The organism is Halorubrum sp. Ea1 (genome assembly GCF_002252965.1).
Taxonomy (GTDB): domain Archaea; phylum Halobacteriota; class Halobacteria; order Halobacteriales; family Haloferacaceae; genus Halorubrum.
Map to the genome: position 1 here is coordinate 1 of NZ_NHPG01000115.1, position 14,298 is coordinate 14,298.

Here is a 14,298-nt window from a genome sequence, read left to right on the forward strand (position 1 = left end):
CGCCGGCGCCGGCGACGGCGAGGGAGCGGGGGACGTGGAGGCCGCGTCGACGCCGACCGCGGGGCGGTCGACGGCCGCTTCGCCGAGCCCGCCGGCCGCCGCCGCCGCGGGCGCGAGGGCGGCCGCGAGGACGCAGGCGACGACGAGCAGGACGGTCGCTCGTCCGGGTCGACCCGCTCCGTTACTCATTACGTATTAGGACGGTAGGAAGGGCTTAATTCCCCCGACCGGCGCGCCGCTCAGGCGTCCGCGCCCTCGGCGAGCCCGTCGGCGACGATCCGGAAGGTGACGGAGTCGCCGGCGGGCTTCGAGCGGTGTTTCTCAAGCGTGGCCCGGCGGTTCCCGCCGCGGAACCTGTCGACGCGGAGGATCGCCCCGGTCCAGTGGTTGAGGGTGTTGCCGCCGAGCGCGCGGTCGCGGTCGGAGTCGGGGTCGGTGAACACCTGGTTCGTGATCACGACGGCGATGTCGTGGCGGCGCGCCAGCGAGAGGAGGTGCGTCACCTGCTTGGCGACCTTCCGGAGCGACTGGCCGCCCTCGGTGTCGCCGGCGCGCTCCAGCCGGTAGAACCCCGTCGCGGAGTCCAACACGATCAGCTCGACCTCCTCGGCGAGCTCCTCCGCGTCGCGGACCGCCTCCCGCTGGTCGTCGAAGTCGTACGCCTCGGAGATCACCAGCCGCGACGCGATCTCCTCGACCGCGTCGTCGACGTCGGGGTCGTCGGCCCGCCCCGCGGCGAGCTGCTCGAACCGGTCGATCGAGAGCCCCTCGGTGTCGATGTAGAGGGCGCGGTCGCCGCCGGCGGCGACCTCGACCGCCGCGGCCAACGCGAGGTTCGTCTTCCCGGCCGCTGGCGGGCCGTACACCTGCGTGACGACCCCGCGCTCGAAGCCGCCACCCAACAGGTCGTCGACCGGCCGACAGCCGGTCGGGATCGGATCGCTCACTGTGAACCGTCTCGCCCGCACTCGTATTTAAACGGTCGATCCCGGCGTCGTCGAGCGTGGGTAAACGGTCGAGCACCGTCGCTCGTCGGGAAAAATAAGCGTGAAAGAACGGAACGGTCGCCGGTCTCGGTGACCGGCGACGGGGTCCGGTAGTGCGTGCGGACGCGGCGTCCGCGGTAGAATCGTTAGTTGCGCGTCAGGTTCGTCGCGCGGGGTCCCTTGGGGGACGACTCGATGTCGAACTCGACCTCCTGACCCTCCTCGAGGTCCGGGCCGCCGACGTCTTCCATGTGGAAGAACACGTCCTCGTCGTCGTCGAGATCGCCGTCGTCAGTCGAAATGAAACCGTAGCCGCCAGTGTCGTTGAAGAAGTCAACCTTACCGTTTGCCATTGCAACCAAACAGACGGGCGTTTGGGGGATAACGCTTGCGAGGGTCGTGGTACCACGACCGTCTCGGCGCCCGTCGGTCGCGTCGGCGTCGTCTTAGACGCCGAGACCGGGTTCTTCGACGCTTCCGCCGCCGTCGCCGCGCGGTGCGACCAGTCGCGGGGTTCATTTACGCGCGAGGACGTAGGTCGGCGTATACACATGGATCGTCGCACCTATCTGCGGTCGCTCGCGGCCGGGACCGGCGTCGGCGCGACCGTCGGGACCGCCGGCTGTCTCGGCGTCCTCGGCGACTCGGGCGCCGAGGGAACCGTCCTCGGCCCGCCGGAGCGGGACCTGAGCGAGGCCGTCCACCCGAGCTACGGCGACGAGATGCCGAATTTTACCGTTTCTGACCCGCTCACGGGCGACGAGGTGTCAGTCGCCGACTTCGAGGGCGAGCGCGCCGTCCTGTGGACCTCGTTTTACACGAACTGCCCGGACGGCGTCTGCCCGGCGCTCATCCTCCGGCTCCGGCGCGCGCAGGCGGTCGCCGCCGAGGAGGGGTACGGGGACGAGTCCGCCTTCCTCGCGCTCACGTTCGACCCCGAGCGCGACACCGCCGAGATCCTCCGCGAGTACGCCGGCCAGCAGGGCGTCGACCTCGACGCCGGCAACTGGCACTTCCTGCGACCCGAGAGCTACGAGCGCGCGCAGGAGCTGATGGACGAGAACTTCGGGCTCGTGATCGAGAAGCGGGACGCCGACCAGTACGAGAACCTGGAGTACCAGTTCCCCCACTACGGGCTGATCCTTCTCGCGAACAAGCGGGGGATCGTCGAGCGCGCCTACCCGCGTGGCCCGCAGACGGACATCGAACGGCTCGTGAGCGACTTTGAGCGGGTGGTCACCGCGTGAGGCGCCGCCACCTCCTCGCCGGACTCGCCAGCGCGGGCGCGCTCGGCGGGGCCGGAGTCGTCGCGTCCGGGAGCGCGCCCGCGGTGCTCGGGAGCGGGGACGCGCACGAACCGATCGAGCCGACGACGCTGCCGACGGTCGACGCGCCGGGAAGCCGCGACGGCGAGGCGACGCTTCCGGCGCCCGATCGCCCGACGTTCATCGACTTCTTCGGAACGTGGTGTCCCCCGTGCGCCGAGCAGATGCCGGCCCTCGCCGAGGCCCACGACCGGATCGGCGACGAGGTGCTGTTCGTCTCGGTGACGACGGAGGACGTCGGCGGCGCGGTCAGCGAGGAGACGGTCGCCGACTGGTGGCGCGAGCACGACGGCGACTGGCTGGTCGCGGCCGACACGACCGCCGAGCTCGCGGCTCGGCTCGGCGTCGGCGGCTATCCGAGCGCGCGCGCCGTCGACGCGACGGGGCGCGTGCGCTGGGCGACGTCAGGGACCCACACCACGGAGGAGTTCGTGAACGGGATCGAGCGGGCGCTGGACCGATGAGGGGACGAGCCGACCGATGACCGACGTCTCGCTCGCGACGAACGTCCCCTTCGCCGTGACCGCGGGCGTGGCGACGTTCTTTTCTCCGTGCGCGTACCCGCTGTTGCCGGGGTACGTGGGCTTCTACGTGAACTCCGTCGACGCCGAGGCCGCCTCCGTCTCCGGGGCGGGCTTGCGCGGGGTCGCGGCCGCGCTCGGCGTCCTCGCGACGTTCGCGCTGCTCGCGGGCGCGACGGTGCGGATCGGGTACTCGACGCTGTCGAACATCACCGTCTTCGAGACGCTCGTCGGCGTGCTGCTCGTCATCTTCGGGCTGCTCGTGGTCGCCGGGCGCGCCCCGTCGGTGTCGCTCCCGCTGCCGAAGCGGCGGTCGAGCGTCTTCGGGTTCGGGGTGTTCGGCGCGGGGTACGCGCTGGCCGGCGCGGGCTGCGTCGCGCCCGTGTTCCTCGGCGTGGTCGCGCGGGCCATCGCGCTTCCCGGCGACGCCGCCGTCCTGATCCTCTCCGTGTACGCCGGCACGGTCGCCGTCCTGATGGCCGCGACGACCGTCGCGACGGGGGTGGGACTGATCGGCAACGCCAACCGCGTGATGGCCCACGCGGGCGCCCTGAAGCGGGTCGCCGGGGCCGTGATGGTCGTCGCCGGGATCGGCCAGCTGTACCTCTCGCTGGTCGTCTACTGAGAGGCCGTCGCCGACCGTAGTACCGGCGGCACACGAGCGGGTTGTCAGCGGCGGACGGACGAGCGGGTTGTCAGCGGCGGACGGGCGACCGATGTCGGGGCGCCGAGACGGTGACCCGGACCCGTCCACGCGTGAGACCACCAACATTCATATTCGATAGCGAGGAAGTGTCATCCAGCCGAACCGGGCGGCGCGCGGCCGTCCACGATGGTTCGGTCCCCGCATCATGAACCTAGATCAGTTCACAGCCGAGAACGCACCGACGGAAAGCGCGGAACCGTTCCAGCGCGAGAACAGCTACACCCTCGACGTCGACGTCGACGGGACCGTGATGGCGAAGGCCGGATCGATGATCGCGTACACCGGCGACATCTCGTTCACGGGGAAGGCCTCCGCCGAGGGCGGGATCACCGGCTTCCTCAAGGAAGCGGCCACCGGCGAGGGGACGCCGATCATGGCCGTGGAGGGCCGAGGTCACGTCTACTTCGCCGACGCCGGGAAGAAGGTACAAGTCGTCGAGCTCGACGCCGGCGAGGCGATCACGGTCAACGGGGAGGACGTCCTCGCCTTCGAGGAGAGGCTCTCCTACGAGATCAGCACCATCGACAGCCTTGCCGGCTCGCTCGCCGGTGGGTTCAGCAACGTCTACCTCGAGGGACCGGGCTACGTCGCGCTCACCACGCACGGCGATCCGATCGTCTTGGAGACGCCGGTCGCGACGGATCCCAGCGCGACCGTCGCCTGGGGCGGCACCTCCCCGAGCGTCGAGGTCAACCGCAGCCTCTCGGACATGGTCGGCCAGGAGTCCGGCGAGCGGTACCAGATGCGCTTCGACGGCCCCGACGGGTTCGTCGTCGTTCAGCCGTACGAGGAGCACGTCTGACCGGCGGTCCGACGATGAGGGACGCGACCGAAACGAGCGACGACGCGAACGGCGCCCGGCGGGCGGACGACGAGTTCGCCGGCGACCGCGACGGCGACGACGACGCGGAGTCGACCGGCCCGCTCGCGCGGGCTGAGGCGGCCGTCACCGAGGCGGTCGGCCTCGTCGTCGACGCCGTCCTCGACGCGATATGACCGACGCCGCGCGCCCGACGCCGACCCTGATCGCACACCGCGGGTTCGCCGGCGAGAACCCCGAGAACACCGTGGCGGCCGTCGAGCGGGCCGCGGGGGTCGCGAGGTCGGACGGCTCCGCCGAGTCCGGCGTTCCAGCGGGGCGTCAGGCCGACTGGGTCGAAGTCGACGTCATGCCCACCGCCGACGGCGACGTGGTCGTCGTTCACGACGCGGAGCTCTCCGGTCGCGGCGGACGCGGCGATTCCGGTACCGCCGTCGACCGCGGACTCACCGACGCGGCGGGTCTCGTCTGGGAGACGGACACCGCGACCGTCACCGGCGCCGAGGTGCTCGACAGCGGGGAGACCGTCCCGCTGCTCGCCGACGCGCTCGAGGCGCTTCCCCCGGACGTCGGCGTGAACGTCGAACTCAAGAACCCGGGCCGGGGCGACCTCCGGCCCGACGAGAAGCTCGCCGGCGACGCGCTCGCGGACCGGACGGCGGTCTGGCGGCCGTTCGTCGACCGGGTGCTGGGCGTCGCCGAGGAGTCCGGGAACGACCTCCTGTTCTCGTCGTTCTGCGAGGGGGCGCTCGCCGCGGTCCGCGAGCGGTCGTCGCTGCCGGTCGCCCCGCTGGTGGCCGAGTCGATCGCCGACGGACTGGCGATCGCCCGCGAGCACGACGCGGCCGCGGTCCACCCGCCGATCGACACGATTCGCGGAACGCCGTTCTTCGACGCCGAGCGGTTCGGGGGCGGCGGAGAGTCGGGCGGACCGGACCTCCTCGCGGCCGCGCACGAGGCGGGGCGCGACGTGAACGTCTGGACCGTCGAGACGTGGTATCAGGCCGATCGGCTCGCCGCGGCCGGCGTCGACGGGGTCATCGCCGATTACTCGACGCTGCTGCGCGAGTGACCCCTCTGCCGGGGGCCGATCGACGCGAAAACTCGGTTCCGCGGTGGGGCGTGGAACGCTCAGCGCGCCGCCAGCCAGTCCGCGAAGCCGCCGGTGAGGAACCCGGCGTAGTCGACGATACCGAGGTACAGCGAGACGAGCACGACGATCACGATGGGGACGCGCACGATCCAGAGCCAGGCGGTCCCGAGCCCGCCGATGTCGCCGATGCCCCTCTCCAGCTCGTCGCGGGCGATCTCGGGGATCACCCACCCGACGAACAGCGCGAGCAGCAGCGAGCCGAGCACGAGCAGGATGCCGTCCGCCAGCTTGTCGTACAGGTCGAGGAATATCAGGTCGATCGTCACCGGGACGCCGAGCAGGAAGACGGCGACGCCGATGGCCGCCGCGGCGGGGACGCGAGCGACGCCGAGCTCGTCGATCAGGTACGAGACGAGCACTTCGAGGATGCTGATCGCGGACGAGAGCGCCGCGATCCCGACCATGCCGAAGAAGACGACGCCGATGGCTCGTCCGCCGGGGATCCCGGCGAACGCCGAGGTGAGGCTCACGAAGATCGCCCCGGGACCGCCCGTGCCCGGTTCGATGCCGACGGTGAAGAGAACGGGGAAGACGACGAACCCGACGAGGACGGCGACGAGCGTGTCGAGTGCGGCGATGACGCCGGCGTCCGACGCCAGATTCCGGTCCTCACCGAGGTAGGAGGCGTAGGTGATCATCACGCCCATCCCGAGCGAGAGGGTGAAGAAGGCCTGTCCGGCGGCGGCGGGCAGTATCTCGGTCCAGTTCGCCGCGATCGTTCCGAAGTCCGGCGAGAGGTAGTACCCGTACGCCGCGCTCGCGCCGTCGAGGGTGAACCCGTAGGCGGCCAGCCCCAGCAGCAACACCAGGATGGCGGGCACCATCACCTTCACGCTCAGCTCGATGCCGCGCCTGACGCCGGCGGCGATGATACCGATGACGAGCATCATGAACGCGGCGTGAAAGAGGAGCGTGTCGAGGCCGGTCGAGACCGTTCCGAACAGCGCCTCCGCCTCGGCCGGGTCGGTGATCGTAAACCCGTCGGTGAGTCCGATGAGGGTGTACCGGAGGAACCAGCCTGCGACGACGCTGTAGTACGACAGGATGATGAAGCCGGTGGCGACGAACAGCCAGCCGGCGTACGACCACGCGCCGCTGCCGAGTTCCCGCAGCGCGCCGACGGGATTCCGGTCGGTCCGACGGCCGATCACGAACTCGACGAGAATCGCCGGGAACCCGATCAGCGCGACGAACGCCAGATAGGTGATCAGAAACGACGATCCGCCGTACTGGCCGGTGATGAACGGGAACCGCCAGATGTTCCCGAGCCCGACGGCGCTACCCACCGCGGCGAGGATGAACCCCGCCCGCGTCGCCCACGTCTCGCGTGCCATTGGTATCGGAGCAAATCTCGTTGCGGTCTAAAAACGTGTCTTTTCGCCCGCTGACACCCATGTCAACGTCCCTGAACGACCCGCCGCGGCGACCGGTGTCCGCGCAGTCCGGATCGCCGCCGCGGGCGAAGCGTTCGGTTCGCCCCGTCAGGGACCGTGAATTTAATAGCCGGAGGGTGACCTCACGGGATATGGAACGCGTAGACGTCGCTATCGTGGGAGGCGGTCCGGCCGGCGCGTCCGCGGCGCACGCGGCCGCGACCGGCGGCGCTGACGCCCTCGTCCTCGAGAAGGGGGTGCCGCGGGCCGACCGCGACGGGCTCGGCCCCGACTCGACGGACGCCGCGGGGATCTTGGACTACTGGGTCGACATCATGGGGATCCACCCCGACGAGTTCGACGACGGCGTCGTCCAACGGGAGCTGACCCGCGCCGAGTTCCGCGGGCCGGACGAGGCGGCGACGCTCACCTCCACCGGTATCGACTCGTCGTACGACAAGTTCGGCTACACCTTCCAGCGCGCGCGCTTCGACGACTGGCTCCGCGACCGCGCCGAGGACGCCGGGGCCGAGTACCGCGCGGGCGTGTCCGTCCGCGGCGTCGACACCGACCTGTCGGCGGACCCGAGCGACGGGTCGGGCGGGACCGACGGCACCGGCGGGAGCGGCGATCCCCGTCACGTCGTCGAGCTCGCCTCCGGCGAGTCGGTCGGGGCCGACTTCCTCGTGCTCGCCGACGGCCCGCAGCGCACCGTGACGAATCGCGTGCTCGACGAGTACCTCCCCGCGGACGCGGCCGCCTCCGAGCGGCTGGCCTCCCGGACGGCGAACCACATCGCCTACCAGGAGTACCGACGCGTCCCGGAGGCGGTGTACGAGCAGGTCGAAGACGCGCTCGTCTTCTGGTGGGGCGTGATGCCGGGCGAGACGGCATATCCGTGGATCTTCCCGAACGACGACCGCGTCTGTCGGGTCGGGCTGACGATGCCGATCGGCCTCGACGTCGACGCCTTCGACCGGGACGCGTACGCCCTGCTGGAGCCCGACGACGAGTCGATCCCGCAGGGCGGCGAGTACGTCCGACGGCTGCTGGAGTGGCAGTACGGCGACGAGTACGAAATCGAAGAGGACTTCCCGCTCGTCGAGGAGGCGGGCAAACGGAACGGCACCGAGACGTATCCGATCTCGTCGACCCGTCCGATCGACTCGCCGACGGACGCCGGGGTCGCGGTGGTCGGCGGCGCGATGGGGACGACCTCCGCCTTCCACGAGGGCGGCGACCACGTGGCGGTCCGCACCGGCGCCATCGCCGGCGAGCTGGCCGCCGCGGGCGACATGGCGCCGTACAACAGGCGCTGGAAGGAGGCGATCGGCGACGAGGTCGTCCGCAACGTGACGATGGCCGACATGGTCGCCGACTACGACCCGGACGACTGGAACCGGATCATCGGCGCCGCCGACGCCATGTTGGCGGCCGAGGCCGGCGACGGCCTCCTCGCGCAGCCGTACCGCTCGGGCTGGGAGTCGGTGAAGCTCCTGCTCGGCTACAGGTGGAACAAGCGCCGCGTCAAGAAGGACTACGTCGGCATCGACGAGAGCGAGTACGTCTACTAGTCCGCGAGGCCGCCCCGGTTGAGTCCGGCGGTTCCGGCACCGCCCTCACCGGATCACCGGCGCTAGCCTCACCGAATCACCGGCGCCGACAGCTCTCGCGGCTCGGTCGAGACCCCCTCGACGTCGACCGGCTCGACCTCGTGAGTCGGCCACTGACCCGTCTTCGTCAGCGTCTCGGTGAAGTCGGGCGCGACGAGGTGGGTGTCCTCGCTCTTCGCTCCCTGCACGGTCGGATTCCACGCATAGCCCATCGGCCGTCGGACCGGTTCGTCGCTCCCGGGCGCGGCGAACCACTCGCGGCCCGCGAACCCCGCGGCGCCGCCCTGGTGGTGTTCGCGCCACTCGTCGGCGAAGCCGACGGCGTCGTACGCCTCGCGGATCGCGTCGAAGACGTCCCCGGCGGTGTCGGAGGCGTCCCCGTCCGTGAGACTGCCGTCCGCCGCGGCCTCCGTCGCCGCGAGCGCGGTCGCCTCGACGCGGGCCGCGGCGCGGTGGCGCGCCTCCAGCCAGTCGGGGGCGTCGAAGGCGACTGTCCGGGTCAGCGAGGCGTAGAGCCCCGCACGCTCGGCCGTGACGGAGACGAGCGCGTAGTCGCCGAGCGTCGCGTCGCTCGGCGTGTAGTGGCGGAGGCGCCGCGCGCGCTCCGCGCCGCCGACGAGCACCACGGGGGTGTCGACGTCGCGGGAGGCGAGCGAGATGTCGATCCCGGCGGCGACCTCGTACTCCGGGTCCTCGGGCTCGAGGTTGCGGCAGACGGTCTCGACGGCGGCGGCCGCCTCGCGGCCCAGCTCGCGGTAGCGCTCGACGTCGTCGTCGGTGAGCGGCTGGCGCAGGCGGCTCCCGTCGACGCGCTCGAACCCCGGGACGTCGAAGTCGGCGGCGGCGGGCGCGGGCGAGCGCTCCGCGACGGCCCCGGCCAGCGAGTCGGCGTACCACGGGAACGACTCGACGGCGACCGCGTCGGGGAGCTCCTCGGCGGCGAGCCGCTCCGCCTCGACGTTGTCCGTGATCACGCGAAGCGCGCCGTCGTAGCCGGCGGCCGCGACTCCGACGTCGGCGTCGTCGTCGACGACGTTGTCGCCGCCGGTGAGCCACGCGAACCCGTTCGGCTTGGCGAACCAGACCGCTTCGAGCCCGCGGTCGTCGAGATACGCGTCGAGCCTCTCGGTGCGGGCGTCGAGATCGACCATACCGACCGACTCTCGTCGATCCAGTAAAAGCGGTCGAAAGCCGTCCGCGGCGGCGCCGGCGCGGTCGAGAGAATCCGTTACCGCGGCTCGGATCGCCGCAGGAGAGCGGCGGGCGATCGGGGGACCGCGCCGCGCCGTCGCCGTTCGAAACGAAAGGTTCAATTACGTCCCCCGGATACGACGAAACGCGTCAGTAAGCCCCCCTCGGGTTGGTAGTCTAGTCCGGTTATGACACCTCCTTGACATGGAGGAGGCCGGCGGTTCAAATCCGCCCCAACCCATTTCTGTCGACGTCGCAACCGCGAGCGGCAGCGAGCGGTCCGCGTCGACGAAATGGTGCCGCGGATTCGAATCAGGGAGCGAAGTGAGCGACAGCGAGCGGAGCGACCGAGGTTCAAATCCGCCCCAACCCATTTCTGTCGACGCCGCAACCGCGAGCGACGGCGAGGCGTCAGTCGTCCGCGACCCGGCCGGTCGATTTTTCTCGGCGGAGTCCGCTCTCCGAGGTAATGACCGGCACGGCGCTCGCCGTCGACCCCTCGACGTACGCCCTGTTCCTGCTGGCGGCGGCGACGCTCGTCGTGACGCCGGGGCCCGACACGCTGTACGTGCTCTCCCGCGGGATCGAGGATCGAACGGCCGGCCTGCGCGCCGCGCTCGGCGTCACGACGGGGATCCTGTTCCACACCGCGCTCGTCGCGGTCGGCGTCGCGGCGATCTATCGGGCCGTTCCGGGCGCCGAACGGGCCGTCCAACTCGTCGGCGGGCTCTTCCTCCTCTACCTCGGCGTCGACGCCCTGCGGTCGGCCGAGAGCGACCGGCCGTCGCCGGCGGGGGGCGGCGTGCGGGAGGGGTTCCTCGTCAACGCCCTCAACCCGCAGGTCGCGCTGTTCTTCCTCGCGTTCCTTCCCGGGTTCGCGGCGGGCGGCGCCGGGGGGGACGGCGGCACGTCGATCGCGGTCCTCGGCGCCACGTACGCCGCGCTCACGGCTCTCTACCTCGGCGGCGTGGCGGTCGTCGCCGACGGCGCCGCGGACGTGCTCCGGTCCGAGCGGACCGGCCGCTGGCTGGACCGGGTCGCGGGCGGGATCCTGCTCCTGATCGGCGCGTGGGTGCTGACGGGGTGAGCGGTCCCGGGACGGTACGCGACCGTTCCGCGAACCGTAGTTTGATAACGCATACCGTCGGTGTGACAGCCGTCATATGTCTGAAATCGCCGCGGAGACGCTCCGGGAGGAGACGAAGGTGCTCGCGTTCGACCTGTGGGACACGCTGCTCGACCGCGAAGCGACCCTCGTCCCCGCGCTGCAGGCCCTGCTCGACGATCACAGGAGCGACTACGACCCCGAGGTCCTGCTCCGGCGGTATCTCGCCATGCACTTCCGGGACTCGATGATCGACTCGCTGATCCCGGGACCCCACACACCGTTCAAGGAGATCAGCCGACGCGCGCTCGCGTATCGGCTCGAACAGATCGGCCTCGACGTCCCAGACGAGGCGGTCCGCGCCGTCATCCGGCAGTGGAAGACGTTCAAGCCGTATCCGGACGTCGACGCCGCGTTAGACCGGCTGAGCGAGGAGTACGAACTGGTCGGCCTCTCGAACGGCGACCCCGACATGCTCGAGGCGGTCCGGCCCAACTTCGAGACGGAACTGGACGGCGTCGTGTCGGTCGCCGAGGCGGGCGCCTACAAGCCCCACCGGGCGTCGTACGACCTGACCTGCGAGGCGCTCGATGTCGCGCCCCACGAGGTCGCCTTCGTGACCGCGCACACGTTCGACCTCGTCGGCGCGAAGGCGGTCGGCATGCGCGGCGCGTTCCTCAACAGGCACGAGAACCCGTACGGGGGGGTGGACACACCGGCCGGACATCACCGTCCCCGACACCGAGGCGCTGGCCGACGCGCTCGCGCCCCGCGGGACCGCGACCGAGTAGCGGCGCCGCGGACCCGCGGACGTGGCCGCGCCGCGGAACCGCCGGCCGCTTCCAAAACCGGTAATCCCCCGCGGCGAGAGGTGGTCGTATGGACGCACGCATCCGCGAACACGCCGAGATCATCGCCGACCACTCGACCGGCATCGAGTCGGGCGACGACGTCGTCATTCAGCTACCCGCCGAGGCCGAGGACCTGGCGGTCGCCCTCCACGAGATCTGCGGGGACCGCGGGGCCAACCCGGTGTACCTCAACTACTCGAAGCGCGCTCAGCGCGCGTTCAAGCGCTCCTCGGAGGATTTCACCGAACCGGACCACCGGCTCGCGCTCTATCAGGAGGCGGACGTCTTCGTCATCGCGCGCGGCGGGGCGAACGCGACGGAGGACGCCGACGTCGACCCCGAGGCGAACGCCGCCTACAACCGCGCGATGGAGGACGTCAAGCGCACGCGCCTCTCGAAGACGTGGTGTCTCACGCAGTTCCCGACCGCGAGCCACGCCCAGCTCGCCGGGATGAGCACCGAGGCGTACGAGGACTTCGTCTGGGACGCCGTCTCGCTCGACTGGGAGGAGCAGCGCGCGTTCCAAGAGGAGATGGTCGCTATCATCGACGACGCCGACGAGGTCCGGATCCGCTCGGGCGAGGAGACGGACCTCACGCTCGACGTCTCGGGCAACTCGACGCTCAACGACTACGGCGAGGCGAACCTGCCCGGCGGCGAGGTGTTCACGGCGCCGGTCCGCGACGGCGTCGACGGCGAGATCCACTTCGACCTCCCGCTGTACCGCTACGGGCGCGAGATCGACGGGGTCAGGCTCCGGTTCGAGGACGGGAAGGTCGTCTCGCACTCGGCCGAGCGCAACGAGGACCTGCTGACGGGGATCCTCGACACCGACGAGGGCTCGCGGCGACTCGGCGAGCTGGGTATCGGGATGAACCGCCAGATCGACCGGTTCACCTACAACATGCTGTTCGACGAGAAGATGGGCGACACGGTCCACATGGCGGTCGGTTCCGCGTACCCGGAGACAGTGGGCGAGGAGAACGCGATCAACGAGTCCGCCGAGCACGTCGACATGATCGTCGACATGAGCGAGGACTCCGTCATCGAGGTCGACGGCGAGGTCGTCCAGCGGGACGGGACGTTCGTGTTCGAAGACGGGTTCTGAGAGCGGTCGGGGAGCGGAGCGCCCGAGCACGGCCGGGACCGGCTCTCCCGAGCACGGCCGTGACCGGATCGGCGGTCGCGCCGACCGCGACGCTCACTCCGACGCGGCGGCGTCGCGCGCCGTGCTCCGGCTGACGAACGCCGCGTACGCGGCGACGAGGATACCGAACAGGCCGACCGTGCCGACCGCGGCGATCGCCGGGAAGTCCGCGAGCGGCGCGATCTCCCCCTCGGGCGCCGCGACGACGTCGACGACGCCGGTTCCGACCGACAGCACCAGCACGGCGATCCACAGCGTCCCGACGGCGTACCCGAGCTCGACGAGCCGGTCGGCGCGAACCGCGTGCGCGACGACGACGGCGCCGCCGATGACCGGAATCGCGACCAGCGGCCTCGTCGGGTCGGGGAGCAGGACGCTCCCGCCGAGCGCGATCGCCGTCCAGTAGACGGCGACGGCGACGACCGTGCGGAGCCAGTCGAGGACGGACACGAGGGATGATTTCGACGGGGCGCCACAAAACGGTCGGGGGAACGCGCCGGAACCGGGCCGCGGCGGTGTTCGACGCGCCGGAACCGGGCCGCGGCGGTATTTATGTCCCGGGAACGCGTACGCTCGCCTATGACTGAAAAAGTACTCTTCGAGTCGGAGAGCTGACGGAGCCGCGAGGAGATCGCCGCGTATCTCCGGACCGTCGTCGAGTCGCTGGAGTCAGGGAGCGGGATCACGTTCACCCGCGGCGACGAGTCGGTGACGATGGACCCCCCGGCCCGGCCGACGTTCGAGGTGAAAGTGGAGCGCGAGGGGCCCGCCGACGGTCCCGGAGAGCTGAGCGTCGAGTTCGAGTTGGAGTGGGACGAGGACGGCGAGAGCGGCGGCGCCGACGGGGAACTGGAGATCGAGTAACGGCGGTCGCCGCCGGGCTACGTGACGCTGCTCGGGACCTCGACGAACGCGTCGCGCGCGGAGAGGTGGTCGAGCGTGTCGTCGACGCGGTCGCGGATCGACTCCATCCGCTCGATGAGCTCCTCGTACTCGTCGGTCCCCGTCGTGCCGGCGGCCTCCAGCGCGGCCTTCTTCGAGGCCAGCGCGAAGAACTCCTGGCTGTGCTCGTCGAACTCCGCGCGGTAGAGCAGCACCTCTACGAGCGTCAGCAGGTCCTCTTTCGTCACCGGTTTGGTCTTGTAGTCGTCGAACGGCATGTCGACGATGTCGACGTCGGGCTCGACCGCGGTCAGCATCGCGACGCGGGCGTCGTGACCGGCCTCGCGCATGGACGAGAGCACCTCGTGGCCGGTCATGTCGGGCATCCGCCGGTCGAGGAGGACGACGTCGACCGACTCGTCCATCTGCTCCAGCGCCGCCTCGCCGCCGGTCGCGACCCGGACGTCGTACGCCGAGTCGAGGTACACCCGGTACAGCTCGGCGAGGTCGGGCTCGTCGTCGACCGCGAGGACCGTCGCCGGTGTCTCGTCGCTCATGGTCGGTGGACCTCGCCCCGAGTATCGCCTGTCGGAGACGCCGGCGCGGCGCGGTCGACGACCGTTCT

General features: G+C 70.8%; 16 protein-coding genes, 1 tRNA gene and 2 pseudogenes. 12 read left to right on the forward strand and 7 right to left on the reverse strand.

Going from position 1 to position 14,298, the window contains the following annotated elements:
• The 3 genes from DJ73_RS13935 to DJ73_RS13945 all read right to left on the reverse strand — a co-directional run.
• The coding region (locus DJ73_RS13935) for a hypothetical protein (RefSeq protein WP_217900451.1) at window positions 1–189 on the reverse strand (189 nt) is incomplete at its 3' end.
• 50 nt (window positions 190–239) lie between these two features.
• Entirely contained in the window at window positions 240–947 is a 708-nt protein-coding gene (gene radB, locus DJ73_RS13940) for a DNA repair and recombination protein RadB (RefSeq protein WP_094522311.1), read from the reverse strand.
• Between the two features lie 185 nt (window positions 948–1,132).
• A complete protein-coding gene (locus DJ73_RS13945; protein ID WP_004046191.1) occupies window positions 1,133–1,339 on the reverse strand; it encodes a cold-shock protein in 207 nt (68 codons plus the stop codon).
• A gap of 198 nt (window positions 1,340–1,537) precedes the next feature.
• On the opposite strand from DJ73_RS13945, the gene DJ73_RS13950 reads away from it, so the two are divergent.
• From DJ73_RS13950 to DJ73_RS13975, 6 genes are all read left to right on the forward strand, one after another.
• Complete coding sequence (locus DJ73_RS13950; protein ID WP_094558255.1) at window positions 1,538–2,233, forward strand: SCO family protein; 696 nt, start codon at window positions 1,538–1,540, stop codon at window positions 2,231–2,233.
• A complete protein-coding gene (locus DJ73_RS13955; protein ID WP_094522313.1) occupies window positions 2,230–2,775 on the forward strand; it encodes a TlpA disulfide reductase family protein in 546 nt (181 codons plus the stop codon). The genes DJ73_RS13950 and DJ73_RS13955 overlap by 4 nt, the downstream gene beginning before the upstream one ends.
• A 16-nt stretch (window positions 2,776–2,791) precedes the next feature.
• A complete protein-coding gene (locus DJ73_RS13960; protein ID WP_094522314.1) occupies window positions 2,792–3,457 on the forward strand; it encodes a cytochrome c biogenesis protein CcdA in 666 nt (221 codons plus the stop codon).
• 226 nt (window positions 3,458–3,683) lie between these two features.
• Entirely contained in the window at window positions 3,684–4,340 is a 657-nt protein-coding gene (locus DJ73_RS13965) for an AIM24 family protein (protein WP_094558256.1), read from the forward strand.
• Between the two features lie 14 nt (window positions 4,341–4,354).
• Entirely contained in the window at window positions 4,355–4,534 is a 180-nt protein-coding gene (locus DJ73_RS13970; RefSeq protein WP_094527449.1) for a hypothetical protein, read from the forward strand.
• Window positions 4,531–5,430, forward strand: a complete 900-nt coding sequence (locus DJ73_RS13975; RefSeq protein ID WP_094558257.1) for a glycerophosphodiester phosphodiesterase — start codon at window positions 4,531–4,533, stop codon at window positions 5,428–5,430. The genes DJ73_RS13970 and DJ73_RS13975 overlap by 4 nt, the downstream gene beginning before the upstream one ends.
• Before the next feature lie 59 nt (window positions 5,431–5,489).
• Here the strand turns inward: DJ73_RS13975 and DJ73_RS13980 are convergent, their stop codons facing one another.
• Complete coding sequence (locus tag DJ73_RS13980) at window positions 5,490–6,845, reverse strand: sodium-dependent transporter (RefSeq protein WP_094527451.1); 1,356 nt, start codon at window positions 6,843–6,845, stop codon at window positions 5,490–5,492.
• 191 nt (window positions 6,846–7,036) lie between these two features.
• On the opposite strand from DJ73_RS13980, the gene DJ73_RS13985 reads away from it, so the two are divergent.
• Complete coding sequence (locus tag DJ73_RS13985) at window positions 7,037–8,458, forward strand: NAD(P)/FAD-dependent oxidoreductase (protein WP_094558258.1); 1,422 nt, start codon at window positions 7,037–7,039, stop codon at window positions 8,456–8,458.
• A gap of 68 nt (window positions 8,459–8,526) precedes the next feature.
• Here DJ73_RS13985 and DJ73_RS13990 read toward each other — a convergent pair whose 3' ends face one another.
• Window positions 8,527–9,648: a Xaa-Pro peptidase family protein gene (locus DJ73_RS13990; RefSeq protein ID WP_094525834.1), complete on the reverse strand. Its 1,122-nt coding sequence runs from the start codon at window positions 9,646–9,648 to the stop codon at window positions 8,527–8,529.
• Between the two features lie 206 nt (window positions 9,649–9,854).
• On the opposite strand from DJ73_RS13990, the gene DJ73_RS13995 reads away from it, so the two are divergent.
• The 4 genes and pseudogenes from DJ73_RS13995 (at window position 9,855) to DJ73_RS14010 (ending at window position 12,752) form a co-directional block, all read left to right on the forward strand.
• Window positions 9,855–9,929 (forward strand) — tRNA-Val (locus DJ73_RS13995).
• A gap of 228 nt (window positions 9,930–10,157) precedes the next feature.
• Window positions 10,158–10,775: a LysE family translocator gene (locus DJ73_RS14000; RefSeq protein ID WP_094558259.1), complete on the forward strand. Its 618-nt coding sequence runs from the start codon at window positions 10,158–10,160 to the stop codon at window positions 10,773–10,775.
• A 76-nt stretch (window positions 10,776–10,851) separates the two neighbouring features.
• Window positions 10,852–11,430, forward strand: a pseudogene (locus DJ73_RS21370) (HAD-IA family hydrolase); the annotation flags it as partial.
• A 242-nt stretch (window positions 11,431–11,672) separates the two neighbouring features.
• Window positions 11,673–12,752: an aminopeptidase gene (locus DJ73_RS14010; protein WP_094558260.1), complete on the forward strand. Its 1,080-nt coding sequence runs from the start codon at window positions 11,673–11,675 to the stop codon at window positions 12,750–12,752.
• A gap of 93 nt (window positions 12,753–12,845) precedes the next feature.
• Here DJ73_RS14010 and DJ73_RS14015 read toward each other — a convergent pair whose 3' ends face one another.
• Window positions 12,846–13,241 carry a hypothetical protein gene (locus DJ73_RS14015; RefSeq protein ID WP_094522686.1) on the reverse strand — a complete coding sequence of 132 codons (396 nt, stop codon included), beginning with the start codon at window positions 13,239–13,241 and terminating at the stop codon, window positions 12,846–12,848.
• 129 nt (window positions 13,242–13,370) lie between these two features.
• Here DJ73_RS14015 and DJ73_RS14020 point away from each other — a divergent pair.
• Window positions 13,371–13,655 (forward strand): annotated as a pseudogene (locus DJ73_RS14020) (amphi-Trp domain-containing protein).
• A 17-nt stretch (window positions 13,656–13,672) separates the two neighbouring features.
• Here DJ73_RS14020 and DJ73_RS14025 read toward each other — a convergent pair.
• Entirely contained in the window at window positions 13,673–14,230 is a 558-nt protein-coding gene (locus DJ73_RS14025; RefSeq protein WP_094527939.1) for a response regulator, read from the reverse strand.
• Window positions 14,231–14,298 lie beyond the last annotated feature (68 nt).

Bases quoted from the DNA above. Each gene is read 5' to 3' on its own strand.
- DJ73_RS13970 (WP_094527449.1), top strand. From the start codon at position 4,355: ATGAGGGACGCGACCGAAACGAGCGACGACGCGAACGGCGCCCGGCGG.
- DJ73_RS13945 (WP_004046191.1), bottom strand. From the start codon at position 1,339: ATGGCAAACGGTAAGGTTGACTTCTTCAACGACACTGGCGGCTACGGT.
- DJ73_RS13985 (WP_094558258.1), top strand. From the start codon at position 7,037: ATGGAACGCGTAGACGTCGCTATCGTGGGAGGCGGTCCGGCCGGCGCG.
- DJ73_RS14000 (WP_094558259.1), top strand. From the start codon at position 10,158: ATGACCGGCACGGCGCTCGCCGTCGACCCCTCGACGTACGCCCTGTTC.
- DJ73_RS13960 (WP_094522314.1), top strand. From the start codon at position 2,792: ATGACCGACGTCTCGCTCGCGACGAACGTCCCCTTCGCCGTGACCGCG.
- DJ73_RS13990 (WP_094525834.1), bottom strand. From the start codon at position 9,648: ATGGTCGATCTCGACGCCCGCACCGAGAGGCTCGACGCGTATCTCGAC.
- DJ73_RS13950 (WP_094558255.1), top strand. From the start codon at position 1,538: ATGGATCGTCGCACCTATCTGCGGTCGCTCGCGGCCGGGACCGGCGTC.
- DJ73_RS13975 (WP_094558257.1), top strand. From the start codon at position 4,531: ATGACCGACGCCGCGCGCCCGACGCCGACCCTGATCGCACACCGCGGG.
- DJ73_RS14010 (WP_094558260.1), top strand. From the start codon at position 11,673: ATGGACGCACGCATCCGCGAACACGCCGAGATCATCGCCGACCACTCG.
- DJ73_RS13965 (WP_094558256.1), top strand. From the start codon at position 3,684: ATGAACCTAGATCAGTTCACAGCCGAGAACGCACCGACGGAAAGCGCG.
- DJ73_RS13980 (WP_094527451.1), bottom strand. From the start codon at position 6,845: ATGGCACGCGAGACGTGGGCGACGCGGGCGGGGTTCATCCTCGCCGCG.
- DJ73_RS14025 (WP_094527939.1), bottom strand. From the start codon at position 14,230: ATGAGCGACGAGACACCGGCGACGGTCCTCGCGGTCGACGACGAGCCC.